This window comes from Amycolatopsis jejuensis, assembly GCF_000717335.1.
Lineage (GTDB): Bacteria > Actinomycetota > Actinomycetes > Mycobacteriales > Pseudonocardiaceae > Amycolatopsis > Amycolatopsis jejuensis.
Window position 1 is genome coordinate 1 of the sequence record NZ_JNYZ01000006.1, and the last position, 22,785, is coordinate 22,785.

Below are 22,785 nucleotides of genomic sequence, written 5' to 3' on the forward strand. Positions count from 1 at the left end.
GGGAGATCCGCGATGACATCCATGAAGCCTTCCTCAGCATCGCCTGCAGCATCATCTGTTGGCGCAGACTCAAGAAATACTCAATCTGTTAGGACCTCTTAACCCGAATCTACTCGAAGCTGGGCATCCGCTCGCGCACGGAACTGGCCGCCCTGCACTCACCCCCCGAAGACCCAAGTCCGTGAAGGGAACCTTCACGGAATCCAATTCCCTCATGGTTCCCTTCACGGACTTCACCCCCACCGCAGCCGAGGCACCCACCCGGACCCGGGCAGCCAGACCCGGCCCTGCACCCCGATACGAAGCCAAAACACGGTCTGAGGGGCTTGTCAAGGCATCTTTCCCGCCTTGACAAGCCCCTCAGACCGTAGTCACAATTCCGGCTTCGGGGTGCCCCTACGCAATCCCACCCGATCCACCGGCACAACGTCGAACCGGATCGAAGTCATCCCATCACCGGCCACCGCACCACCGGGAAACTCCCGCACCACCATCCCCCCGGCCTTCAACAACGGAACCGTATTGGCCAAGTCCCGCGCGGTGACCCCCAAGCGAATCCCACTGACGTCACGCATCAGATGATCCCGATAACCATCAGGCAGATACCGATCCCGGCTCACATCCCCGGGATAACGAGCCGGACCGGTATTACTCCGCGGATCGGCAAAGTATTCCGCCCGATACTCCATCCCCCAAGCCCCGAACGTATCGTACTGATCAGTGGTGAAAACGGCATCGAACCACGGCACCGGCACTCCATCACCGAAATCCCGCGTCTGCTGGAACTCCACCGGATCAGTCAACCGCCCGATCACCGTACGCAACTGCCCGGCCTGTTCAGGCGAGACTCCCAGGCCCGCCGAACCGAGATTCCCGTCCTTCCCCGGCACATCACCGACCCCGAACAGCTCCAGATAGGTCTCCCGCCCCATCAGATACCGCCCGGTCCACTTCTCCCCGCCGGCACCCGTAGTGGTCCGGACCTGAAAGTTGGCAAACTCCCGGAGATACCCCGAATGCTCGATCGCGTCAGCAGTTTCCCGGTCGAGAACCCCGTAGGAATGGTTGTAATGCAGCAACACCGACGGACTGGCCTGCGCCGACCCGGTCCCGGCAGTCAGGAAAACCAGCGCCAGCACCAAGATCGTTCTTCGTAATATCGACATGTCGCGAGACAGTAAAGCCACCCGACGACGGCGGTGGCGTTTTCGCCGAAGTGAACCGCAACGGACTAGACCAGTGCCGCCATCACAGTGGCGACGATCCGGCGGGTCTGCATCTGCCGCACCGCCCACGTCCGCAACGGCACACTCGGCTCCACCAGCTCACTCCACTCCCACCCCGGCAGCAACCGCTCCGCACTGGCCCGGCTCAACAGCACCGCATCAGCATCCACGGCCTCCGCACAAGCCACCGCATTCTCACTGAACCGCGCAAACCGCCACTGCGGCGCGACCCCGAGGTCATGCGCGGCAGTGATCATCCGATCATGCCCGGCCGGAACCTGATCGCGCGCATGGGCCAGCACCCGCACGTCGTCGAGATCGCGCAGCGGGCACCGAGCACGACCGGACAACGAATGCCCAGGCCGGACCGCAACCCCGAACGGGTGCTCGAACAACAACCGCCCATGCACCGTCGACGGCGGATCCTGATGGATCAGCCCGATGTCGATGCTGCCTTCCCCGAGCATCCGCAGCTGCTCCGTACTGTTGGCGTCCAGCAGCGACAACGCCGCATCCGGAACCCGCCGCCGAATCGAACGCACCACCCCCAGCAGCCAGTCCTGCGGAATCCCCGGCGGCAACGCGATCTCCACCTGCTCCTTCACCGGAGCAGCCGACCGCGCCGCCTCCCGGGTCGCGTCGGCGAGCCGTAATAACTGCCGGGCATGCTCATACAACGCCCGGCCCGCCGCGGTCGCCTGGACACCGCTGGGTACCCGCTCGAACAGCGCCGTCCCGACCTCCCGTTCCAGCACGTGGATCTGCCTGGTCAGCGCAGGCTGAGAGATCAGCAGCGACCCCGCGGCCCGGCTGATCGACCCCTCGCTGAACACGGCCGTGAAGTACCGCAACTGACGCAGCTCCATACCTTCGAGTTATACCTCAGGCCGCGTTTGCACCGGCGCACCGGACCGCGCAGGGTGGAGACATGAGTGCACCGCGGGTCCAAGTACGCCGGGTCTACGACCCACCGGAGCCGGACGACGGGAGGCGCGTGCTGGTGGACCGGCTGTGGCCGCGTGGGCTCAGCAAAGACCGCGCGCACCTCGACGACTGGTACAAGCAGGTCTCGCCGTCCACCGAACTGCGCAAGTGGTACGCGCACGACCCGGACCGCTACGAGGAGTTCGCTCGCCGTTACCGGAAGGAACTCGAGGACACCGACCGCGCGGAAGCCCTCGCCGGGTTGCGGGCGTTCGCCGCGGAAGGTCCGCTCTGCCTGCTCACGGCGACGAAACGCAGTGACATCAGCGAGGCGGCCGTGCTGGCCGACCTGCTGCGCGGCAGCTAACGCCGCCGGAGGACCAGGTATCCCACCAGCACTCCGGCGAGTGCGCCGAGCGTGTTGGTGATCAGGTCCGACACGCTGCACATCCGCCCCGGCAGCTGTGACTGCACGGCCTCGATCACCGGCGCCAGCACGAGCGCGACCACTGCCGACGCGACGATTCGCCGGGTCGTCACGGTGATGGCGGTGGTGAGCGGGAACAGCAGGAGCAGGTTGAGCGCGTTGCCCGCGAGGCCGCCGCCGGTGTGGAATGCCGTGTGCAGCAGGTCGGAGAACGTGTCCGGCAGGCAGGCGCGCAGCCCGCCGGGGGCTTCGGGGCCGTCCGGGGTGAGGGTGAGCGACAGGGTCGCGCACGCCAGCAAGAGCGTGGTGAGCACGAGCCCGGCCGGGCGTCCGGTGCGGCGGGCGAGCGGGCGGGCCACGAGCAGGCTCACGAGGACACCGGCGCCGAGAGCGAAGAGGGTCCACCCGGACATCGGGACGTGCGCGCCGAACACCCGCATCTGTGCTCCTCGGCGGTTGGTGCGCCCGAGTTTATCCGGTTCGCCGCAACCGCCGGACGATGCCGCGGACCAGCAGCGGCACGCAGATCGCCGCGAACAGCACCAAAGCCGCCCAGGCGCCGAAACCACCGAAGCCACTGCCTTCGTACGCCGCAGGTTCGGCATTGCGCCAATCGCGCGACCCGCCGTTGGCCTCCGAAGCATCCGCCGAGGTCGACGACGCATCGGGACCCGTCGAAGCCTGCGCGCTGTTCGACGTTTTCGGCCCGTCCGTGCCTGCCTTCGGACCACCACCGGTGCCGCCGTGGGTCAGCGCGTCGACCCCGCCCATCGCGACGAACGGGTCCTGCGGCGCCGCCGCACCCGCGCCGAGGCTGCCGCTGAACGTCGGGTTGCCGCAGTTCCCGGCATTCAGCTGCTTGGCCGGTTTCCCGGTGAGCCGCGCGTTCGCGTTCATCATTTCCTGGGAAAGGTTCGGCGGCAGCGGGGAATAACCGACGCGTGCCATGTTGATCTGGCCATCGCACGCGACGTGTTCGATGAACGCGGCCATCGTCTCCGTTTTGGCGCCGTCAGGATAGCCGCCTTTACAGGTGTCGCGGCCGGACGCGCAGGGGGTCATCAGGTACGAGTACGCCGAGACCGGGTACGTGAGCGGGTCCGGATTGGAGTACACGCCGGACAGTTCCTGGCTCAGGTCCGGCCGCAGATTCGCTTTCGTGAGCGCGGCCGCGATGTTGGCCGCATACGGCAGAGTGTATTTACCTGCTTGGTTTTCCACCCATGCCGTGGGTGCGTTGTACTTCTTGGCATACCCGAATTCGTCGTACCCGATGGAAAACGGGACGCTGCCGTTGGCGAGCGTTTGCGCGATCTGGTCGGAATCGGCGAACAGGCGGTAGAAATCGGCGTCCGGACCGGTGGTCGGCAGCTGGATCGGCCGTACCCCCGACGGCAGCGGGCCGACCCCCTTGTCGGCGTTGCGGCCCACGAACGCGCCGTACGGGCCGGGCGCGACGTGCGCCACGAAGTCGTAGAACAACGCCGTGGTACCGGACTGGCCGCTGCGCCCGATGAGCGTGATCGGCTGGTCCGGCAAGGCGAACCCGCCGTTGGTGGCGGTGATCGCCGGATCGTTCCAGCGGGTGATCTCACGCGCGAAGATGCGCGCGATGGTGTCCCGCTTGAGGTGCAGGGAATCGACGCGGCGGCCGGCGGCGTCGGTGACGTTGTACATCACCGCGACCGCACCCGCGACGTCCGGCACGTACTGGTACCCGCGCTGGTTCGCGCTGAGCCCGCCGCCGCCCGCGGCCTGCAGCGAGCTGACCTCGGCCTCGGTACCGGCGAAGTCGACCGTCCGGTCGCCGTACTGGTTCACCCCGGCCGGCGAACCGAGAGCGCTGTAGTTGACCGGGATTCCGCGCGAGTTCGCGCCGTTCTGCCAGTCGCTCATCGCGAGCCCGACGTAGGTGGACCCGGACCCGTTCACCTGGGTGAATGCGTCCGCCGGCGCGGCGAACAGGGCCTGGGCGGCCAGGAGCAGGACCACGCAGGTCAGCGTGCGGTACATCAGGAAGTTCCCCCGGTCAGCCGAAACGGCCGTGGACGTAGTCGTGGGTGCGGCTGTCGACGGGATCGCCGAAGATCTGCTCGGTCGTCCCGTGCTCGACGATCCGGCCCGGTTCGTTCTCCCCGGCGAGGAAGAACGCGCAGTGGTGCGAAACCCGTTGTGCCTGCTGCATGTTGTGCGTGACGATCACGACGGTGACCTCGTCGGAGATCTCCACGATCGTCTGCTCGATCCGGCGCGTGGACGTCGGGTCCAGTGCCGAGCACGGCTCGTCCATGAGGAGTACATTCGGTTGCACCGCAAGGGATCGTGCGATGCAGAGCCGCTGCTGCTGGCCGCCGGACAGCGCGCCGCCGGGCGAGTGCAGCCGGTCGCGCACTTCCCGCCACAAACCGGCGCGTTCGAGGCTTTGCTCGACCAGCGCGTCCTTGTCGGCGCAGCGGACCCCGGCGAGCTTGAGCCCGGCGAGCACGTTGTCGCGGATGGACATCGCCGGGAACGGGTTGGGTTTCTGGAACACCATCCCGATCCGCAGCCGGGCCTGCTGCGCGCGGGTGCCCTCGGCGTAGATGTCGTCCCCGTCCAGCAGCACCTCACCGGCGAGGCTCGCGGACGCGACCAGCTCGTGCATCCGGTTGAGGATGCGCAGGAAGGTCGACTTGCCGCAGCCGGACGGGCCGATCAGCGCGGTGACCTCGTTGGCGGGCATCGCGAGGGTGACGTCTTCCAGTACCAGCCGGTCGCCGAACCAAGCATGCACCCCGCGGGCCTCCAGCGCGGCCGCACCCGGCGGCGGGCCGCCGAGCACCCGGACGGGTTCGCGTGCTTCGAGTGTTTCGGTCACCGGGTACTCCTGGGTTTCGGGCGGCGCGACCAGCGTTTGCGGCCGATCAGCCGGGTCAGGGCGAAGAGCGCGAAGATGAGCAGGATCAGCACCAGCGCGCCGATGTACCCGCGTTCCTGCGCCGAGGCGAGCGGTTCCTTGATGTAGCGGTAGACGAAGCGGGGCAGGCTTTCCTGCGGATCGCCGAACGGGTTGTAGTTCATCGACAGCGAGCCGAAAGACGTGAACAGCAGTGGCGCGGTTTCGCCGACCACCCGCGCGATGCCGAGGATGATCGCGGTACTCACGCCGGTCCGGGCGGTCGGCAGCACCACCGACCACACCGTGCGGGCGCGGCTGGCGCCGAGGGCCAGCGACGCCTCACGGAGACCGTCGGGGACCAGGCGGAGCACGACGTCGACGGTGCGGGTGACCGTGGGGAGCATGATCATCGTGAGCGCGAGCGTCGCCATGAAACCCGAGAAGCCGGACTGTACCGGCGGCAGGATCAGCGCCGCGTACACGAACAGACCGGCGACCACTGAGGGCAGGCCGCTCATCGCGTCGACGAAAATCCGCACCGGACGGCGGAAGCGTGACCTGGTTTCGTTGAGGAACACCGCGGTGAGCACGCCGAGCGGGACCACGAAGACGAGCGCGAGTGCGGTCTGTTCCAGCGTGCCGACGATCGCGTGGAGGCCACCGGTCGCGGTCGCCGGATCGGTGGGCGCGACCGCGGACATGTCGTGGCCGAAGAACGCCAGGCGCAGGCTCGGGACCCCTTTGGTGACGATGTAGCCGAGCAGGAACAGCAGCGGGACCAGCAGCCCGGCCGCGCCGCTGACCACGATCGCGGACACCAGCCGGTCGGTTGCGGCGAGCTTGCCGACGCGGTCGCGGGTGACGAGGTAGAGCATGCCGAGATACAGCAGGTAGGCGACGACGAGGTCGGCGAGCCAGCCCGGTGACGTCAGCAGCTGGTGCATCACGAACCAGGTCAGCAAGGTGGCCGACGCGGCGCAGCCGAGGGCGACCAGGCGGTCCTGCGGGGTGGTCGCGGAGGTGCGGCGGCGGACCGGGATCGGCCGGGCTTCCTCGACGGCTGGCTCTTCGACGGTGGCGGTCACGCGTCGACCCCCGCTCCGGAGCGGCTGCGGGAGATGATCACCGACGCGGTGAAGTTCGTCGCGAGGGTGAAGGCGAAGAGCACCAGCCCGGCGGCCATCAGCCCGTTCAGCCCGAGCCCGGACATCCCGGCGTTGTTGGCGATGAACCCGGAGATCGTCGCGCCGCCGAACTCGAGCAGATGCGTGGTCAGCTGCGGAACCTGGGGCAGCAGAAGCGAAACCGCGATGGTCTCGCCGAGGGCGCGGCCGAGGCCGAGCATCGAGCCGCCGATGATCCCGCCGCGGCCGAACGGCAGCACGACGGTGCGGACCATGCCCCACCGCGTGCTGCCGAGGGCGAGCGCGGCTTCCTTTTCGCCCGGCGGAGTTTGCGTGAAAACCTCGCGGATCACCGACGTCGTGATCGGGATGACCATCAGCGACACGACGAGCCCCGCGACGAACATCGAGTTGAACAGCACCGCGCCCGGTTTCGTGGCGAACAGCGGGAACCAGCCGAGGTTGGTCGTCATCCATTCCGACAGCGGCGTGATGAACGGGCGCAGGAAGCTGAAGCCCCACAGGCCGTACAGCAGGCTGGGAATGGCGGCGAGCAGGTCGACCAGTCCGGTGAGGAAACCGCGGGTGCGCGGGCTCGCGTAGTCGCTGATGAAGAGCGCGGCCAGCACCGAAAGCGGAACCGCGAACGCCACGGCGATCAGCGCGACGACCACCGTGCCGTAAAGCAGGCCGAGCACGCCGAGCTGCCCGGACGCCGCGTCGAACCCGATGGTGCTGAAGAACCCGAAGCCACTCGCTTCGAAGGCCGGCACCGAGCGGTAGATCAGGAAGAACCCGATCACGATCAGCAGGGCGAGCACCGAGAGCCCGGCTCCGCTCGTCACGCGGGAGAACAGGCGGTCGGCGCGGGACGGGAGGTCGGCGATGGTCAGCGGGCCTGGCGGAGCAGCAGTCACGGCAGCGAGTATTCCGAGCCGGGCGCCGGGAAAGTTGACCTGACAGCGAAGGCCCGACGGCGCGTACGTGAATCGCCACCCGCGTTCTGTTCCCTTTTGTTGACGGGACAGGCGAGGGTGGAGAGGTTGAGACCATGAACCGCTTGAGACGCGTGGTACTCGTGTTCGCGGCCGGGGTGCTCGCGGTGCTCGGCCTTGCCGTGGTGCCGTCGGCGTCCGCGCAGACCGGCACCCTCAGCTACACCGTGCAGGCGACCGGCACCGACCTCGCACATGCCCAGGACGGCGACCCGCTGCGCATCACGATCTCCGGCCTGCCCGCCGGGTCCACCGCGAACATCTTCGTGTGCCCCGCGCAACTGCGCGACGCACTGCTGTCCAACCAGCTCGACCCGGCCACCGGCAAACGCGCGTGGCTGCCGAACCATTCGATGGACAACCGGGTCACCGCGTACTGCGGCAGTTTCAACGACGAGCTGTCCGGCTCGCCGTTCGTGACCCCGAGCGCGGACCGGGGGCGCAGCGCGACCACCCAGGACGTCGTGTTCGACACCTACGTGCCGCGCGGGGCCAGCACCCCGAAACTGATTGCCTTCGACCCGGAGTACACCCAGCTCCAGCCGTCCGCGACGTTCCCGTGGCCGGCCAACCCGGACAAGAAGAAGTACTCGTTCAGCTGCGACGAAAACCATCCGTGCACGATGATGGTGCGGATCACCGGCGCGACCACTCCTCGGACGGTCGTGTTCGACAGTTCGGTGACCTTCCAGGCTTCCGCGCCCGGGCTCAAGATCCAGGGCTGCGGTGGGATCGGGGCGAGCACGCTCACCGCGAGCATGCCCGAGCGGTTCGGCCGGACTTCGGTGGCGTGGAACCAGATGCTGTGCGCGCCGACGAAGGCTGTGCAACCGGCGAACCTGGTGGCCGAGACCGAGGACGTCGGGCTGACGTCGTTCGACAAGGGGCAGTCCGATGTCGTGATCACCGGGTTCGGGGGAGCGCTGGCCGCCCAGCGGGTCCGGGACCGCAGCTACGTTCCGGTGGCACTCAACGCGACGGTGATCGCCGCGGTGGGCTGGACCCCGATCGACCGCACCGACGCGGGCGCCGCGCTCGTGTCGCGGCTGTCCGACCACCTGCAGTTCAGCTGGGACGACGTGGCGGGCATGCTGAGCAAGGGCGGCGAGCAGCCGGGCAGCACCGGCCGCGGCGGCATCTTCGTGACCGGGTCGCCGCTGGTGAAACGCAACCCCGCGCTCGCCGCGATCGACGGGCCGGACAGCCCGGTGCTGGCGCCCGACACGCGGGCCGGACGGTCCGGCGACAACCTGTTCTACGGCGTCACCGGGGAAACCGGCGCGAGCACCGTGCCGCTGGTCCTGAGCAGCCGGTTGAAGGGGCTGCCCGCGTGGACGTACGGGAATTTCCGGGACGGCAAGGGGAAGCCGGTGCAGGGCAGCGGCGGTCCGGTCGGCTTGGTGACCGACCTCAACGCGCTCAACCTGGGCGACGGCGGCGTGCACAACGTCGATGCGAAGACCGGCCGGGTGAACGTGCGCAAGCAGGTCAGCAACATCACGCTCGGTACCGGCACGGAATGTGTGCACGGCTGCCTGAACTGGGTGGTCACCGATCTGGCCACGGCCGCGGAGAACAACTGGACCCCGATCGCGCTGCCGAACGGCAAGGGCGGGTACGTCGCGCCGACGCCGAAGTCGCTGCAGGCCGCGGCTGCGCACGCGCGGCCGGGTGCGGACGGTTCGCTGCAGATCGCCGGGGGCGACGATCCGGAGGCGTACCCGCTGACGTATGTCGAATCGATTGCGGCGCCGGTGAACCCGCTGGTCAACGCTTCGTGTGCACCGGAAACGGCGAAACAGGCGCAGCTGACGACGTTCCTCAAAGCAGCGACCAACGGCGGGCAGGGCGGGATGGGACCCGGTCTGGTCCCGTTGCCGCCGGATCTGCTGTCGGCCGCGCAGGCTGCCGCGGCGAAGGTGGGGACCGGCACGGCGGCGGCGTCTTGTCAGCAGCAGAAGGAGGCGCAAAACCCCGGCGCGGCAACGGGTGGACCCGGTGGTGGCGTCGACGGTGGGCCGTTGAGCGGTGGATTCGGCGGTCCGGCACCGGGGTCGGGGGCGCCCGCTTTGGGTGCGCCGGAGACGGCGGCGCTGGCGTTGAAGACTCCGACTTCCGCGAGTGTCCAGGAAGCGCGGACGGTGGCGGCGGGGGTACAGATTCCGCTCTTCCCGGGGGCGGGGGTGCTCGGGGCGCTGATCCCGTTGCTGGCGTTGGTATTGCTGGTGTTCCTGCCGCCGGCGACCGGCTATCTCACCGCGGGGAAACCGGTGCCGTCGTGGGTGAACCGGCTCGTGTGGTGGCGTCGGGCATGACTACGGTGCGTGTCGCTCCCAAGTGGACAGCCTGGGCGGTAGGCGGCTGGCTGGTGACGACGGTGGTGTGCTTCGGGATCGTCGCGTACGCGCTCGGGCCGATGCTGGCGAACAACGACCAGCGGGCCGCGCTGGACGTGCTGGAGGACCGGATGGCGCAGGCACAGGGCGCGGCCCGGACGTTGCTCGGGGCCGCGCCGGTGACGAAGCCGCCGGAGCTCGGTTCGCCGGTGGCGGTCCTGGAAATCCCCAAGCTGCATGCGCAGCAGGTCGTGCTGGAGGGCGTTGCGCCGGGCGAGACGGTGTCCGGGCCGGGGCACGTGCCGGGTACGTCGGGACCTGGTCAGCCGGGTAACTCGGCGGTGGCCGGGCGGTACTCCGGGTACGGCGCCCCGTTCGCGCGGCTGGGCGAGCTGGCGCGGGGGGACAAGCTGGTGGTCGCGACTACGCAGGGGAAGTCGGTGTACACGGTGACCGACACGGCAACCCGCGACTTGGACGAGGACCGGGACTACGGGCGTACGGAGAACGACCGGCTGACGCTCGTGACGTCGGCTTCGTGGTGGCCAGGTGCGGCGTCTCATGCGACGGTGGTGACGGCGGTGCTTGACGGCAAGCCGTTCCGGCCTACGCCGCAGAATGGCCGGGCTGATGCGCAGGATGGCCGTAGCGGTGATCCGGCGGGTTGGGCGCGGTTGGCGTTGGCGCTGGGTGGGTTCGCGGTGGTGGCGGCGGGGGCGACGGTGCTGTACCGGCGGTGGCGTTCGGTGTCGACGTATGTGCTGACGACTCCGGCGTTGCTGGCGTTGGCCGTGCTGGCAGCGTCGGCGGTGTGGCGGTTGTTGCCTGCTTGGGCTTGAGTGGCTGAATACGGAAACGGCCCGGCCGCAGTGGTCGGGCCGTTTTCGTGCGTGGCAGCGGTTGTTGGGGGTTGGTCGTTTCGGCCGACGCTGCTGAATGGTCGCGCTGAGGAGCAGGGTGGCTGTACCGGTGATCCGGCTGGGGCTGGGTGGATTCGCGGTTGCTGCCTCTTGGGCTTGAGCGGCTGACACGGAAACGGCCCGGCCACCGGCCGGGCCGTTTCGTCATGGAAGGGTCAGGAGAGGGTGCAGGTGACGCCGTTGGCGTTGGCGGCCAGCGGCTTGAAGCCGTACTTGCTCAGTGTGCCGGCGAGGCTGCCGTTGCAGAGCGGGCTCGGGCCCGATGCGTCGAAGCCGACCGCGTTGAGGGCTGCCTCGTAGGACGGCGAGCGGGTGTCCAGGACGTAGTAGACCGTGCGGGCGCCGAGGAAGCCGTCGGCGAACGCCGGGGCGTAGTTCGGGGCGCTGCCGGACACCGGGGAGGCGTCCGAGCCGGCTCCGGTCAGGGTGCCCTCGAAGAATCCGGCGCGCTTGTCCGTCACCACGCCGTTCGCCTGCGCGACCCACTGGGCCACCGAGTACGGCGCGATCGCCGACGCCTGGTCACCCTCGGCGATCGTGCTGGCCTCGTTCTCCTGGAACCGCTTGATGGTGACCGGCTTCGTGGTCGGGTCGAAGCCGAGGACGGTGCCGGTGAAGAAGGCGAGCGTGCCCGAGCCGGCCTGCGGCAGGTACACCGCGATCGGCGAGTCGGCGCCGCCGACCTCGTTCCAGTTGGTGATGGCGCCGCTGTAGATGCGGCGGAGCTGGTCCAGCGTCAGCGTGACGCCCGCGCCCTTGCCGGTCGCCGACGCGGCCCACGACACGCCGTCCTTGGCGAAGCCGTAGTACTGGAACGACGCCGGGTCGGAGGCGGAGCGGCCCGACGACGAGCGCGACAGGTCGACCGAGGCGCTGCCCGCCGCGGCGGCGTTGGCCAGCGCGGTCTTGCCCGCGGTCGAGCCGTTCGGCGGCGGGTTGGTGCCGTTGTAGGTGGTACCGGGGTCGAGCGCGTCGCCGGGGACGGGGAAGGACTGGCCGGCGGCCAGCAGCGGCGGGACGTTCACGTAGTTGTCGGGGTCGCTGTTCGCCGCGGACCCGTTGGCGGCGGCGAAGATCGCGGTGGTGACGTCCGCGATCGTGTCGGACCCGACGGCCGTCACGACCTCGGCGAGGCCGTTGGGGCCGGGCACCGCGCTGGCGACACCGGGGAGGAAGAGGCAGACGCCGGCGGCCACGGCGGTGACGCCTGCGAACCGGGCAGTACGAGCACGCATCGGTTTGTACTCTTTCTGTCTGGTCGAGACCACGGGGTTCCGTGGTCTCGACCAACCTCGCGGGGCCCGGCAAACGCGGGGCGGTTGGCCGCGTTCCCACCCGACGGCGCGTACGTTAATGCCCGACGAACGCGTCAGCGGTATTTCGCGCGCCAGTCGGTGATCCGGCCGTCCGCGGCGAGCTCCGCGGCTTTTCCGGTGGCCACCACGAACCGCTCGTACCCGCGTTTCGCCTCGATCCGCCTGCCGTAGGCGTGGCTCGCCGCCGCGATCGGACCGGCCCCGGCCCGCAGCACCCAGCGCCAGTCGACGCCGTGGTCGTGCACGAGTTCCATCCGCGTCTGCGCGAGATTCGCGCACAGCCACTGGATTGCCGCGACGCACTCCCGGCCGTTGCGGTAGTCGACGGTGCCCAGCCCGAGCGAGGCGTTGTTGGTGCCGAGGAGCCGCCACCTGGTCGCGTCCCCCGGTCCGCCGATGAGCTGGAACCGGGGTGTCCGGCTGCGTGCGCTGGTCATGGGTGGCGTCCTCGGGTCCGGATCGGACGGCGGTCCGGTCGGGACGCCGTCGTGGTCAGACGAAACATCGTGCGCACCCCGCCGGAAAGTTACCGTCTGCGGTTAAGCCGCGACGGCCACCGGGTGAACAGGCAGCGTTCCGGCGAAAATCCACAGTGGACACGGGCGTTCGTCACTGCGGCGATCCGGACGGCCACGACGAGCGACGAGTTGCGTGGACCGACTGTTCGGCCATTCGGCGGAACACGTGCCGGAACCGGGGCAGCGACGGCGGATTCCGCCGTCTCCGGTGCTGCCACGGCGAATTGGGGCACGCTCGCTGTCCTTCGGGGCGGGAAAGCGCCGGTGCCGGGGATGCGGGCGGTACCTTCACTCCCGTGATACAGGGGAGGGTTTCCGCCGGTGCGGGCAGTTTTTCCGGAGCGGGCAGCGGTTGCAGCCGGGAGGTGCGGGGACATCCCGGCGCACGCGATCCGGCTGCCCGGCGATCGGTTTCCCGCGGTTCGGGCGTGCGCGGCGGCGGGGGTGCCTGCAGCGTCGGCTGCGGCCGCGGAGTCCGCGGTGGCTGTGTGGTTCACGGGGTTCGCAGTGTCCACTGTGGCTGCGGGGCCGACTACGGCCGCGTGGTTCGCAGTGGCTGCTGCGTCGCCTGCGGCTGCGGTGTCGGCTGTGGCCGAAGCATCGACCGTGGCCGCGGGGTCCATCGTGGCTGCAGCGTCGACTGTGGCCGCAGCGTCGATCGCGGACGCAACGCTGACCGTGGCTGTGTGGTTCATAGGGTCCACGGTGGCTGCGTGGTGCACCGGGTCCGCAGTGTCCACAGTGTCCACAGTGGACGGGCGCGCCCGCGCTGACCGGGTTGCGGTGCCCTCGGCGGGAAGGTGCCGCGCGAAGCTGCGGTAGCCGGTGCGGACTGTCTGCCGCGATCCGCCCGTCGCCGGACCGGAAGATGGTTGATCAGGTCCACGATGCGGGCGTCCGGGATGCGTGCCCGCGGCGCCAGTCGGCCGCCACCGATCGCGCGGCGGATGCGGAAGCCGGGAATACAGCCCGCAGTGATCGGAAGTATTCGGAGAGCCCGGCGTAATCGGTTTCGAAACCGTCCGGGCCGTGGAAGGTGAAGTTCTCGGTGTCGAAGAATGTGTCGTTCTTTTCCTGGGGTGCTCCGGTGACCCCTGCCTGCCTCGGCTCGGGCGGCCGGAATGGCTGATCTGACGCTCACCGGCCTGCGGGTCGTCGTCGAGGTGGCCCGTACCGGATCGTTCAGTGCGGCGGCCCATCAGCTCGGGTACACGCAGTCGGCGGTTTCGCGGCAGATTGCCGCGAGCGAACGGGCCACCGGAACCGCACTTTTCGAGCGGCATGCGCGCGGAATCCGTCCGACTACGGCGGGGGAGGTGCTGATCCGGCATGCCGGACGGGTGCTGGAGAGTGTCAGCGCCGCCGGGCAGGAGCTGGCCGGGCTGCGGGACCGGCTCGCCGGACGGCTGACCGTCGGCGGATTCCCCGCGGCGTCGGCGGTGCTGCTGCCGCGGGCGTCCGCGCGGTTGCTGCGGGCGCACCCCGGCCTGCAGATCCAGCTCACCGAATCCGCGACCCCCGCCCAGCTGCAGGCCCTGCGCCGCGGCCGGTTGGAGGTCGCGGTCGCGGTCACCGGTGACGGCCTCCCGGACTACGATTTCTCGGCCCTGCGCCGCACGGAACTCCGCAGTGGCCGGGGCTTGGGCGTGGCGGTGGCGGAGGCGCATCCGTTCGCGGGCCGCACGTGGGTCGAGCCGGCGGAGCTGGCCGAGCAGCCGTGGATCGTCGGGGTCCGGGTCGGCGATCATCCGGAATTCGGGACCTGGCCGGGCCTGGCGGACGCGAAGATCGCCTTCGCGGTCCGCACCTGGCCGACCCGGCTGGGCCTGGTCGCGGCGGGGCTGGGCATCTCGATGGTCCCGGGCTTCGCCGCAGGCGCCCTCCCGAGTGGCGTCCGCTGGATCCCGGTGCGAGACGAAAACGGCGGCTCGAGACATGCGCTGTGGGCTGTCACGGGGGAGGGTTCGGGCCCCGCGGCGGCCGCGATGGTCCGGGCGCTGGAGGTGGAAGCGGCTTCGATGACCTGAGGCTCACCACCGGGTCAGGTCCATCAGCGCGGTACGGAAGCGTTCCGTGCCTTCGGGATCGGTGAACCGGCCGATGTCGTTGAAGATCACGTGTTCGCACCCCGCGTCGTGGTACTCCTGCAGTTGTTCGCGGACTTCCTCGGGCGACCCGTGCAGCACCGCGTCCGCGACCACGGCGTCCGGGATGGCGGCCAGCAAGCCGGTCGCCTGGTCCGGCGGGACCTCGTCCGGGACGTAGCTGTGCTCGAGCGGGTAGCTCGCGCCGTGCGCGGCGAACCCGGCCGGGCCGCGGTAGAGCGCGACCGCGCGGACCGAAGGATGTGCCAGCAGCGCCCGGCTTTCCCGAGCGGTCGGGGCGAGCGCGGACCAGGTGAAGAGCGTCGGCCGGATCGTCCCCGGGTCGCGGCCGATGCTCTCCGCGTGTGCGCGTAGGTGATCGAGCTTTTCGCGATACACCTTGGGGGACACCGTGGTCGGCAGCCAGCCGTCGGCGTGCGTCGCGGCGAGTTCCAGCATCCGCGGCCCGTGCGCTGCGACGTACAGCTCGTAGCCGGAAACCTCGGCGATCCCGAGCCCCGTGGCCGAGGGGTCGGCCGTGCGGAGTTCGTCGAGCTGCCGCAGCGCGGGACGCACGTAATCGAGGCGGCCGGTGCGTTCGCGGCCGGAATGCAGGCCGAACGGCCGGAGCTGGCCGGGATCTCCGGCGCCGACCCCGAGCCGCATCGGCCGCTGTCCCAGCCAGCTGATCGTGCTCGCCCCCTGCGCGAGCGCGACACTGCTGCGCCGGAGCGGGTCGGTCACCGCGACTCCGAGCGCCACCCGCTCGGTGCGCACCGCACCCGCGGCGAGCAGCGACAGCGGGTCGAGCAGCTGGTGGGGATCTTCGAGGACCCCGCCGTCGGTACCCCGCGGGAACCAGCCCTGCAGGTGGTCGATCAGCCAGGCGCCCTCGATCCCGGGCTGCCGGTCGGCCCACTGCAGATCGTCGAGCGGATCGACCTGCGGGTGCACGGAAACCGGGGCGCCGAACGTCAGCGGGTTCATCCGATTTCGGTCCCTTCGCGGAGACGGCGGGGGTTTTCCACGGTGGCCGGTTGTTCGTGCATCCGGACGGCGGCCACGGCCGAGACCACGGCGGCCACGCTCATGTACACCGCGATCCACGCCCAGGTGCCGGTCGCGGACATCAGGCCGGTCGCGATCAGCGGGGCGATCGCGCTGCTGATGACGGTGCCGAGGGTGTAGCCGAGCGACAGTCCGCTGTACCGGATGGCCGGCGGGAAGATCTGGGCGAAGTACGTCGGCATCACGCCGTAGTTGGCGGAGTAGGGGATGAACAGCAGGACGAACCCGAGCATGATCCAGCCGAACGAACGCGTGTCCAGCAGCAGGAACCACACCGGCGACAGCACCGCCATGCCGATGGCTCCGGCGATGAAGATCTTCTTGCGGTTCACCTTGTCCGACAGCGCGCCGAACACCGGGATGGCGATGATCGTGAGCACGTTGATCAGCAGGACCAGCGTGAGCATCGTGCTGCGCGACATACCCAACGCGCTGGTGCCGTAGCTGAGCACGTAGACGGTACCGACGTAGAAGACGACTCCGGCGCCCGCGTACGACAGCATCATCAGCACCACCAGCGCCCAATGCCGGGTGACGACCTCGCGCAGCGGTGCGCGGCGCGTCTGTCCGCGGGCGGCCGCGGCGGCGAATTCGGGGCTTTCGGTGATCCGCAGCCGGACCACGAGACACGCGATCAGCAGCACGACGCTCAGCCAGAACGGAATCCGCCAGCCCCACCCGAGAAACGCCTTTTCGTCCATTGCGGACACCGGGAGGAACGCCAGGTTCGCGAGCAGCAGTCCCCATCCGGCGCCGGTGTTGACCAGCGCGCCGAACAGCCCGCGGCGCTCGGGCCGGGCGTGTTCCACGCTCATCAGCACGGCACCGCCGTACTCGCCGCCGAGCGACAGCCCTTGCAAGATGCGCAATACCACCAGCAGCAGTGGCGCGGCCATCCCGATGGAGGCGTGCGACGGCAGCAGCCCGATCGCCAGCGTCGAGCACCCCATGAGCGCCAGCGTCGCGATGAGGATCGGCTTGCGGCCGAAGCGGTCGCCGAGCATCCCGAAGATCGCGCCGCCGATCGGGCGGGCGAGGAACGCGACGGCGAAGGTGGACAGGGACAGCAGGGTGCCGATCCGGGAGTCGTTCTCGGGGAAGAACACCTTGGGGAACACGAGCGCGGCGGCCGTGCCGAAGGTGAAGAACTCGTACCACTCGATCGCGGTGCCCAGCAGGCTCGCCGAGACGACGCGGACCGGATGCCGCTCGGGGACAGGGGTGGTGGTCATCGTGGTTGCCTCTCCTTCGTACCCAGGTAGCGCACGACCGCGTCGTGCACGATGTCGGCCTCGTCCCGCAGTGCCGGGAGGGCGAGGTAGTCGTCGCCGAGCAGCCCGCCGGAGTCGGGCACCCCGAACATCACGGCCGGAATTCCGCGGGCAGCGGGCCCGCCCGCGTCGAAGGTCCCCGGATACACGCCATGCCGGACCTCGCCGAAACGCTCGCGGATCACGGCTTCCAGCGGGGCGAGCACGGGCCGGTCGGCGGCGTCGAGTTCGTACGGCAGCATCGCGACCCCCTGGCGGACGTTCATCGCGCAGCCGCCGGGGTTTTCGCCGAGCAGCCGCGACAATCCGGTGGCCAGCTCCGTGGTCGCGGCCTCTGGCGTGGTCCCTGGCAGGAGCCTGCGGTCGACGGTGATGCGCGCGTGGTGCGGCAGGGTGTGCGGGGCAAGGGGTTCGTACTGGACCAGATACGGCACGACCCGCTCGGCGCCCAGTTCGGGATGAGTGTGCCGGGCCGCCTCGCGGTCGAGTTCGCGGAGTGCGACGACCACGTCGGCGGCTGCGTCGATCACTCGCCCGGCCGTTGGCGGCGAGGACGAATGCGTGGCCTCACCGGCCAGCTCGACGTGGATGTCGACCCGGCCCCGATTGCCGGTGGTGAGGACGAGGTCGGTGCAGAACAGCTGGACCACCAAGTCCGGCGGCGTGGGCAGCGCGTCGAGGATCGCGTTGGTACAGCCGTGGCTGCTGCGGCCCTCGCTGTTGAGGCACAGCCACAGCGTCCCGGTTTCGATCCCGCCCTCGGCGCCGAGTCGCCGAAGGAGTTCCAGCAGCACCGCCTGGTGTGCCTTGTTCTGCGTGACGCCCTGCCCGTACACCGCGGGCTCGCTCCCGCCGGGTGGTACGCGCAGGTCGCCCGACCACGGGTCGCGCATTTCGTTGTGGTGCTGGGTCGGCAGGTACGCCATCAGCATCAGGACCGGACCCGGCCGGCGGCCGCAGATCCGTATCCCGAACTGCCCGAGCGGCAGGTCGACCGGAGTGGCGCCCGGGACCCGCGCGGCCAGTTCGGCGAAGCGAGGACGCACGGCTTGCAGGTAGTTCGCGATGATCGGATGGTCGGGTGCGAGGAGCGTGTCGGCTCCCGGCGGCACCGCCGACGGCACCCGGGCCAGCGCCCGCAGGTCTTCCACCAGAGCGTCGGTCATGCCGCCACCCGGGGGACGAGGCGCTGCAGCCGGGGTAGCACCTGCTCGCCGAAATCGGTGATCAACTCCGACGGCAGCGTGTAGTTGCCGACGTGGCGCAGGTAAAACCCGGTCGCCCCGGCGTCGACCGCGTGCTGGGCCTGCTCCACGATCTCGTCCGCGGTGCCGAACAAGCAGAACGTCTGCGCGAAGCGGACCGCTGCCTCGTCGCTGACATACCGCGAGGCAAGCGTGATCGCGTCCTCCCAGTCGACCGCGTGCACCATGTCCGGGTACACGTCGGGTACCGGAGGCGGTGGCGGGAGCTCGATTCCGGCCAGCCGCAGGAAGTCCTGCGCCCCGATCGTGGCCATGTGCAAGCAGATCGGCTTGAGGACCCGGGCGTCGCGCTCGACGTCGTCGGTGAGTGCGCAGAACGCGCCTGCGGTCACCACGGGCATGGCCCGGCCGGACGCTCCTTCCCGCACCGCGGCCACCGTTTTCGCCACGGTCTCCGGGGAAATCCCGGCCAGGGTGAGCACGCCGTCGGCGACCTCACCCGCCATCCGGACCATCCGCGGACCCGAGGCAGCAATGTGCACGGGCACGCGGCCGCCCGCGCCCTGCAGGTACACCTCGCGGTTTCCGGCGGGCACCGGGTCGCCGTCGAGCAGGCGGCGGATCTCGGTCAGCCCGGTCCGCAGCTGCGCCCGGGTGCTGGGGGAGAGCCCGATCGGTTTCACCGAGCTGTCGCCGGTGCCCAGCCCCAGCCACACCCGGCCCGGCGCGAGCTCGGCGACGGTGTTGACCGCCGAGGCGACCACGCTGGGCAGCCGGGTGACCAGGTTCGTCACGGCCGAGGCCAGCGTGATCCGCTCGGTCCGGGCGGCGGCGAGGCCCATCGCGACCCAGACGTCGCGCCAGAGCAGCTGCGAGTCCGCGATCCAGGCGGTGTCGAACCCGAACCGCTCGGCTCTCGCGACCTCGCCGGCCACCTCGGCGACGTTCCCGGCCGGGGGAAACCGGACGCCCACGTGCACTGCGGAGGAAGTCATGCCGGGGGAGCTTAGTAAGATGTCCGACATCTAACAAGGGGTGGTAGAGTATTCGCCATGAGCCGCACCGAGCCGCCCGCCACGCTGGGCGCCGCCGACTACGCGCCGTTGTCCCGGCGTCCCGTCACGGAGGTGATCACCGACGTGATCACCGAACGGATCCGGTCCGGGGCGCTGAAACCGGGGGACAAGCTGCCTGCCGAACCCGAACTCGCCCGCCAGCTGCAGGTCGGCCGGGGCTCGCTGCGCGAGGCCATCCGGACCCTGCACACCCTCGGGGTGCTGCAGGTCGTGCGCGGACGCGGCACGTTCGTGTCGGAGCCGATGAGCCAGCCGCATTCCGCCCAGTTCGTGGGGCTCAGCTCGGTGAGCGGCCCGGCGCTCGCGGAGATCCTCGAGCTGCGCATCGGGCTCGAAACCGCGGCGGTCGCGCTGGCCTGTGTCCGGGCGACCGCCGAGGATCTCGACGAGATGCGGGCGCGGGCGGCCGACCACGAGACGGCGGTGAAGGAGGGCGACGTCCACGACCGCGCCCGCACCGACGAGGAGTTCCACGATTCGATCGTCCGGGCCGCGCACAACACGCAGCTGTACTCGATGTACCAGATGATCGTGCCGCAGATGGCGGGCTTCCGGCTGGAAACGCTCAAAGTGGAGCGTTCGAGCCAGCGTTTCGTGCCGGGCCACCGCGACATCATCAGCGGGATCACCGCGCGCGAGCCCCGGGTCAGCAGCAACGCGGCGGCCCGGCACATTGCCGGGCTGTACCGGGAACTCCGGACGGCGGTGGAGGAATCCGGCGCGGAACCCGGGTCGATGCTGGACTTCCCGGTGCTGCTGGCCAGCTTCACGACCGATCCGTGACCGGGGTGCCTGCCGCGGGTGCCGGGGCGCGAGGCAGAATCGGCGGCCTCTGCGGAAATGGGGGGCGCCGTGCAGTACGTGGTGGATCTGCGTGACATCGACGAGGGACAGGTCGCGGCTGTCGGGGGGAAGGGTGCGCAGCTGGGTGCGCTGGCGCGGATCGACGGGATCCGCGTGCCGGACGGGTTTTGCGTTACCACCGAGGCATTCCGGCGGGTGGTGGCCGTGCCGCTCGACGAGTTGTCACGCGTGGACCCCGACGACCGCGCCGCGATCCGCGCGCTCAGTGCGGAGATTCGCCGGACGGTCGAAGGGATTGCCCTTCCCGGCGAGGTCGCCGACGCGATCACCGGTGCACTGGCCGGTGCCGAGGTCCCGTTCGCGGTCCGGTCCAGTGCGACGGCCGAGGACCTGCCGACGGCGTCGTTCGCCGGTCAGCAGGACACGTATCTGAACGTCGTGGGCGCGGCGGCGATCCTGCGGGACATCAGCCGGTGCTGGGCGTCGCTGTTCACCGAGCGCGCGGTGATCTACCGGCAGCGGAACGGGATCGACCATCGCGCCGTCCAGATGGCTGTCGTCGTGCAGCGGATGGTGTTTCCGCGCGCGTCGGGGATTCTGTTCACGGCGGACCCGGTCACCGGCAACCGCACGGTCGCCACGGTGGACGCGGGGTTCGGGCTCGGCGAGGCGCTGGTGTCCGGCCTGGTGAATCCGGACGTGTTCAAGGTGCGCAACGGCGTGATCGTCGCCAAGACGATCGCGGCCAAGGAGCGTGCCGTGGAAGCGGTCGCCGCCGGTGGCACGCGGGAGGTGCCGATCGACCCGGTGCAGCAGGCGGAACCGGCGCTGACCGAGGCGCAGGTCGTGGAGCTGGTGCGGCTCGGGCGGCGGATCGAGGCGCACTTCGGCCGTCCGCAGGACATCGAGTGGTGCCTGGACGGCGACGGATTCCAGATCGTGCAGGCCCGTCCGATCACGACGTTGTTCCCCATTCCCGAGGCTGCCGACGAGGAGAACCACGTCTACGCCTCGGTGGGCCACGGGCAGATGATGACCGATGCGATGAAGCCGCTGGGGCTGTCGGTCTGGCGGCACACCGCGATGGTGCCGATGCACGAGGCAGGCGGGCGGCTGTTCGTCGACGTCACTCCGCGGCTCGCCGCGCCCACCAGCCGCGCTGCGCTGCTGGACGTGATGGGCCGCGGTGATCCGCTCATGCGGGACGCGCTGGAGACCGTGCTGGAGCGAGCCGATTTCGTACCCTCGCGGCCGGATCCCGCGCCCGCCCCGGCGCCTGCCGCGCCGCCGCCGATCGAGACCGACCCGGCCATCGTCGCCGGGCTGATCGAGCGCAGCCGGGAATCCATTGCGGCGCTGGAGAAAGACATCCGCGCGCACCACGGACCGGCACTGTTCGACTTCCTCGTGGACGCCTTCGCGGAGCACAAGCGAATGCTCGGCGACCCGGTCAGCATGCAGGCCATCATGGCCGGGATGGACTCCACCTGGTGGCTCAACGACCGGCTCGAAGAGTGGCTCGGCGAGACCAATGCAGCCGACACGCTCACGTTGTCCGCGCCCGGCAATGTCACGTCGGAAATGGGGCTGGCGCTGCTCGACGTCGCGGACGTGGTCCGTGCGCGGCCGGAAGTGGCGGCGTACCTGGAGGGCGTCTCGGATGACGGCTTCCTGGACGAGCTGCCGAAACTCGACGGCGGCACCGAGGTGCGTGATGCCATCGAGGCGTACCTCGACCGCTACGGCATGCGCTGCGTCGGCGAGATCGACATCACCCGGCCGCGGTGGCGGGAGCGGCCAAGCACCCTCGTGCCGGTGATCCTGGACAACGTCCGCAACTTCGCACCCGGTGCAGCTGCGCGCCGTTTCGAGGAGGGACGGCAGAAGGCGCTGCGCAAAGAAGAGGAAATCCTGTCGCGCTTGCGAAATCTGCCGGACGGCGAGGAGAAAGCCGCCGAGACCAAGCGGATGATCGACCGGGTCCGCACCTTCATCGGGTACCGCGAGTACCCGAAGTACGGCATCATCAGCCGCTATTTCGTCTACAAGCAGGCGTTGCTGCGCGAGGCCGCACGGCTCGTGCCGGGCGAGCCCGAGGACGTCTTTTACCTGACGTTCGAGGAATTCCGTGCCGCGGTGGGGGAGAACCGCGTGGACCGCGAGCTGATCCGCCAGCGCAAAGAGGACTTCCGGGCGTACCAGGCGCTTACCCCGCCGCGGGTGCTCACGTCGGACGGCGAGGGCGTCAGCGGGGAGTACCGGCGGACCGACGTGCCGGACGGGGCCTTGACCGGCGTCGCGGTGTCGGCCGGGACCGTCGAGGGGCGGGCGCGGGTCGTGCTGGACCTGGCCGACGCCGACCTCGAAGCGGGCGACATCCTGGTCACCGCCTTCACGGACCCGAGCTGGTCGCCGTTGTTCGTCGGGATCGCGGGACTGGTGACCGAGGTCGGCGGCCAGATGACCCACGGTGCGGTGATCGCCCGCGAGTACGGCCTGCCCGCGGTCGTCGGCGTGGCGCAGGCGACCCGGCTGATCCGGGACGGGCAGCGGATCCGGGTGCACGGGACGGCGGGGTACGTCGAACTGCTCTCAACCTAGCACTTGTTTGGT

Annotated in this window: 19 protein-coding genes; 6 read left to right on the forward strand and 13 right to left on the reverse strand. The window is 69.9% G+C overall.

Annotation, left to right across the window (positions count from 1 at the left end):
- Window positions 1-371 precede the first annotated feature (371 nt).
- Together OO71_RS08785 and OO71_RS52905 are read right to left on the reverse strand one after the other, a co-directional pair.
- Window positions 372-1,166 (reverse strand): DUF5829 family protein, encoded by a 795-nt coding sequence (locus tag OO71_RS08785; RefSeq protein WP_245633605.1) that lies wholly within the window; start codon window positions 1,164-1,166, stop codon window positions 372-374.
- 65 nt (window positions 1,167-1,231) lie between these two features.
- Window positions 1,232-2,092, reverse strand: a complete 861-nt coding sequence (locus OO71_RS52905; protein WP_033289202.1) for a LysR family transcriptional regulator — start codon at window positions 2,090-2,092, stop codon at window positions 1,232-1,234.
- Window positions 2,093-2,154: 62 nt separating this feature from the next.
- Here OO71_RS52905 and OO71_RS08795 point away from each other — a divergent pair, with 62 nt between their 5' ends.
- Complete coding sequence (locus OO71_RS08795; RefSeq protein WP_033289203.1) at window positions 2,155-2,517, forward strand: DUF488 domain-containing protein; 363 nt, start codon at window positions 2,155-2,157, stop codon at window positions 2,515-2,517.
- Here the strand turns inward: OO71_RS08795 and OO71_RS08800 are convergent.
- Genes OO71_RS08800 through pstC form a run of 5 tightly spaced genes read right to left on the reverse strand, consistent with a single transcriptional unit; the run spans window position 2,514 to window position 7,496 of the window.
- Window positions 2,514-3,017 (reverse strand): VanZ family protein, encoded by a 504-nt coding sequence (locus OO71_RS08800; protein ID WP_033289204.1) that lies wholly within the window; start codon window positions 3,015-3,017, stop codon window positions 2,514-2,516. The genes OO71_RS08795 and OO71_RS08800 overlap by 4 nt on opposite strands.
- A gap of 31 nt (window positions 3,018-3,048) precedes the next feature.
- Window positions 3,049-4,590: a substrate-binding domain-containing protein gene (locus OO71_RS08805; protein WP_033289205.1), complete on the reverse strand. Its 1,542-nt coding sequence runs from the start codon at window positions 4,588-4,590 to the stop codon at window positions 3,049-3,051.
- A gap of 16 nt (window positions 4,591-4,606) precedes the next feature.
- A complete protein-coding gene (locus tag OO71_RS08810) occupies window positions 4,607-5,434 on the reverse strand; it encodes a phosphate ABC transporter ATP-binding protein (protein WP_033289206.1) in 828 nt (275 codons plus the stop codon).
- On the reverse strand, window positions 5,431-6,540 hold the full coding sequence (gene pstA, locus OO71_RS08815) for a phosphate ABC transporter permease PstA (RefSeq protein WP_033289207.1): 1,110 nt from the start codon (window positions 6,538-6,540) through the stop codon (window positions 5,431-5,433). Before pstA ends, OO71_RS08810 begins: the two co-directional genes overlap by 4 nt.
- Window positions 6,537-7,496 (reverse strand): phosphate ABC transporter permease subunit PstC, encoded by a 960-nt coding sequence (pstC, locus tag OO71_RS08820; protein WP_033289208.1) that lies wholly within the window; start codon window positions 7,494-7,496, stop codon window positions 6,537-6,539. The genes pstA and pstC overlap by 4 nt, the downstream gene beginning before the upstream one ends.
- Before the next feature lie 134 nt (window positions 7,497-7,630).
- Between pstC and OO71_RS08825 the strand changes: the two genes are divergently transcribed.
- Window positions 7,631-9,889 carry a hypothetical protein gene (locus OO71_RS08825; RefSeq protein WP_033289209.1) on the forward strand — a complete coding sequence of 753 codons (2,259 nt, stop codon included), beginning with the start codon at window positions 7,631-7,633 and terminating at the stop codon, window positions 9,887-9,889.
- Complete coding sequence (locus OO71_RS08830) at window positions 9,886-10,749, forward strand: sortase (RefSeq protein ID WP_033289378.1); 864 nt, start codon at window positions 9,886-9,888, stop codon at window positions 10,747-10,749. The genes OO71_RS08825 and OO71_RS08830 overlap by 4 nt, the downstream gene beginning before the upstream one ends.
- 236 nt (window positions 10,750-10,985) lie before the next feature.
- Here the strand turns inward: OO71_RS08830 and OO71_RS08835 are convergent, their stop codons facing one another.
- Both OO71_RS08835 and OO71_RS08840 read right to left on the reverse strand, forming a co-directional pair.
- Window positions 10,986-12,065 carry a substrate-binding domain-containing protein gene (locus OO71_RS08835; protein ID WP_033289379.1) on the reverse strand — a complete coding sequence of 360 codons (1,080 nt, stop codon included), beginning with the start codon at window positions 12,063-12,065 and terminating at the stop codon, window positions 10,986-10,988.
- 134 nt (window positions 12,066-12,199) lie between these two features.
- Window positions 12,200-12,583 (reverse strand): hypothetical protein, encoded by a 384-nt coding sequence (locus OO71_RS08840; RefSeq protein WP_033289210.1) that lies wholly within the window; start codon window positions 12,581-12,583, stop codon window positions 12,200-12,202.
- A 1,202-nt stretch (window positions 12,584-13,785) separates the two neighbouring features.
- On the opposite strand from OO71_RS08840, the gene OO71_RS08850 reads away from it, so the two are divergent.
- The gene (locus OO71_RS08850) at window positions 13,786-14,691 is read left to right on the forward strand and encodes a LysR family transcriptional regulator (protein WP_033289212.1); all 906 of its coding nucleotides are present in this window, start codon (window positions 13,786-13,788) and stop codon (window positions 14,689-14,691) included.
- 3 nt (window positions 14,692-14,694) lie between these two features.
- On the opposite strand, the gene OO71_RS08855 is transcribed toward OO71_RS08850, so the two are convergent.
- Genes OO71_RS08855 through OO71_RS08870 form a run of 4 tightly spaced genes read right to left on the reverse strand, consistent with a single transcriptional unit; the run spans window position 14,695 to window position 19,287 of the window.
- Complete coding sequence (locus OO71_RS08855) at window positions 14,695-15,735, reverse strand: LLM class flavin-dependent oxidoreductase (RefSeq protein ID WP_033289213.1); 1,041 nt, start codon at window positions 15,733-15,735, stop codon at window positions 14,695-14,697.
- Entirely contained in the window at window positions 15,732-17,048 is a 1,317-nt protein-coding gene (locus OO71_RS08860) for an MFS transporter (protein WP_033289214.1), read from the reverse strand. Before OO71_RS08860 ends, OO71_RS08855 begins: the two co-directional genes overlap by 4 nt.
- Window positions 17,045-18,253 (reverse strand): peptidase dimerization domain-containing protein, encoded by a 1,209-nt coding sequence (locus OO71_RS08865; protein WP_033289215.1) that lies wholly within the window; start codon window positions 18,251-18,253, stop codon window positions 17,045-17,047. The genes OO71_RS08860 and OO71_RS08865 overlap by 4 nt, the downstream gene beginning before the upstream one ends.
- A complete protein-coding gene (locus OO71_RS08870) occupies window positions 18,250-19,287 on the reverse strand; it encodes an LLM class flavin-dependent oxidoreductase (protein ID WP_033289216.1) in 1,038 nt (345 codons plus the stop codon). Before OO71_RS08870 ends, OO71_RS08865 begins: the two co-directional genes overlap by 4 nt.
- 57 nt (window positions 19,288-19,344) lie before the next feature.
- On the opposite strand from OO71_RS08870, the gene OO71_RS47205 reads away from it, so the two are divergent.
- Together OO71_RS47205 and rph are read left to right on the forward strand one after the other, a co-directional pair.
- Window positions 19,345-20,151 (forward strand): FadR/GntR family transcriptional regulator, encoded by an 807-nt coding sequence (locus OO71_RS47205; protein WP_051791353.1) that lies wholly within the window; start codon window positions 19,345-19,347, stop codon window positions 20,149-20,151.
- Between the two features lie 69 nt (window positions 20,152-20,220).
- Window positions 20,221-22,773, forward strand: coding sequence for a rifamycin-inactivating phosphotransferase (gene rph, locus OO71_RS08880; RefSeq protein WP_245633606.1), 2,553 nt, complete (start codon window positions 20,221-20,223; stop codon window positions 22,771-22,773).
- The last annotated feature ends 12 nt before the right edge of the window (window positions 22,774-22,785 follow it).

Excerpts from the sequence above, each read along its gene's own strand:
- OO71_RS08785 (WP_245633605.1), bottom strand. The coding sequence starts at position 1,166 with ATGTCGATATTACGAAGAACGATCTTGGTGCTGGCGCTGGTTTTCCTG.
- OO71_RS08840 (WP_033289210.1), bottom strand. The coding sequence starts at position 12,583 with ATGACCAGCGCACGCAGCCGGACACCCCGGTTCCAGCTCATCGGCGGA.
- OO71_RS08870 (WP_033289216.1), bottom strand. The coding sequence starts at position 19,287 with ATGACTTCCTCCGCAGTGCACGTGGGCGTCCGGTTTCCCCCGGCCGGG.
- OO71_RS08805 (WP_033289205.1), bottom strand. The coding sequence starts at position 4,590 with ATGTACCGCACGCTGACCTGCGTGGTCCTGCTCCTGGCCGCCCAGGCC.
- OO71_RS47205 (WP_051791353.1), top strand. The coding sequence starts at position 19,345 with ATGAGCCGCACCGAGCCGCCCGCCACGCTGGGCGCCGCCGACTACGCG.
- OO71_RS08835 (WP_033289379.1), bottom strand. The coding sequence starts at position 12,065 with ATGCGTGCTCGTACTGCCCGGTTCGCAGGCGTCACCGCCGTGGCCGCC.
- OO71_RS08825 (WP_033289209.1), top strand. The coding sequence starts at position 7,631 with ATGAACCGCTTGAGACGCGTGGTACTCGTGTTCGCGGCCGGGGTGCTC.
- OO71_RS08795 (WP_033289203.1), top strand. The coding sequence starts at position 2,155 with ATGAGTGCACCGCGGGTCCAAGTACGCCGGGTCTACGACCCACCGGAG.
- OO71_RS52905 (WP_033289202.1), bottom strand. The coding sequence starts at position 2,092 with ATGGAGCTGCGTCAGTTGCGGTACTTCACGGCCGTGTTCAGCGAGGGG.
- OO71_RS08855 (WP_033289213.1), bottom strand. The coding sequence starts at position 15,735 with ATGAACCCGCTGACGTTCGGCGCCCCGGTTTCCGTGCACCCGCAGGTC.
- OO71_RS08865 (WP_033289215.1), bottom strand. The coding sequence starts at position 18,253 with ATGACCGACGCTCTGGTGGAAGACCTGCGGGCGCTGGCCCGGGTGCCG.
- OO71_RS08800 (WP_033289204.1), bottom strand. The coding sequence starts at position 3,017 with ATGCGGGTGTTCGGCGCGCACGTCCCGATGTCCGGGTGGACCCTCTTC.
- OO71_RS08830 (WP_033289378.1), top strand. The coding sequence starts at position 9,886 with ATGACTACGGTGCGTGTCGCTCCCAAGTGGACAGCCTGGGCGGTAGGC.
- OO71_RS08860 (WP_033289214.1), bottom strand. The coding sequence starts at position 17,048 with ATGACCACCACCCCTGTCCCCGAGCGGCATCCGGTCCGCGTCGTCTCG.
- OO71_RS08850 (WP_033289212.1), top strand. The coding sequence starts at position 13,786 with ATGGCTGATCTGACGCTCACCGGCCTGCGGGTCGTCGTCGAGGTGGCC.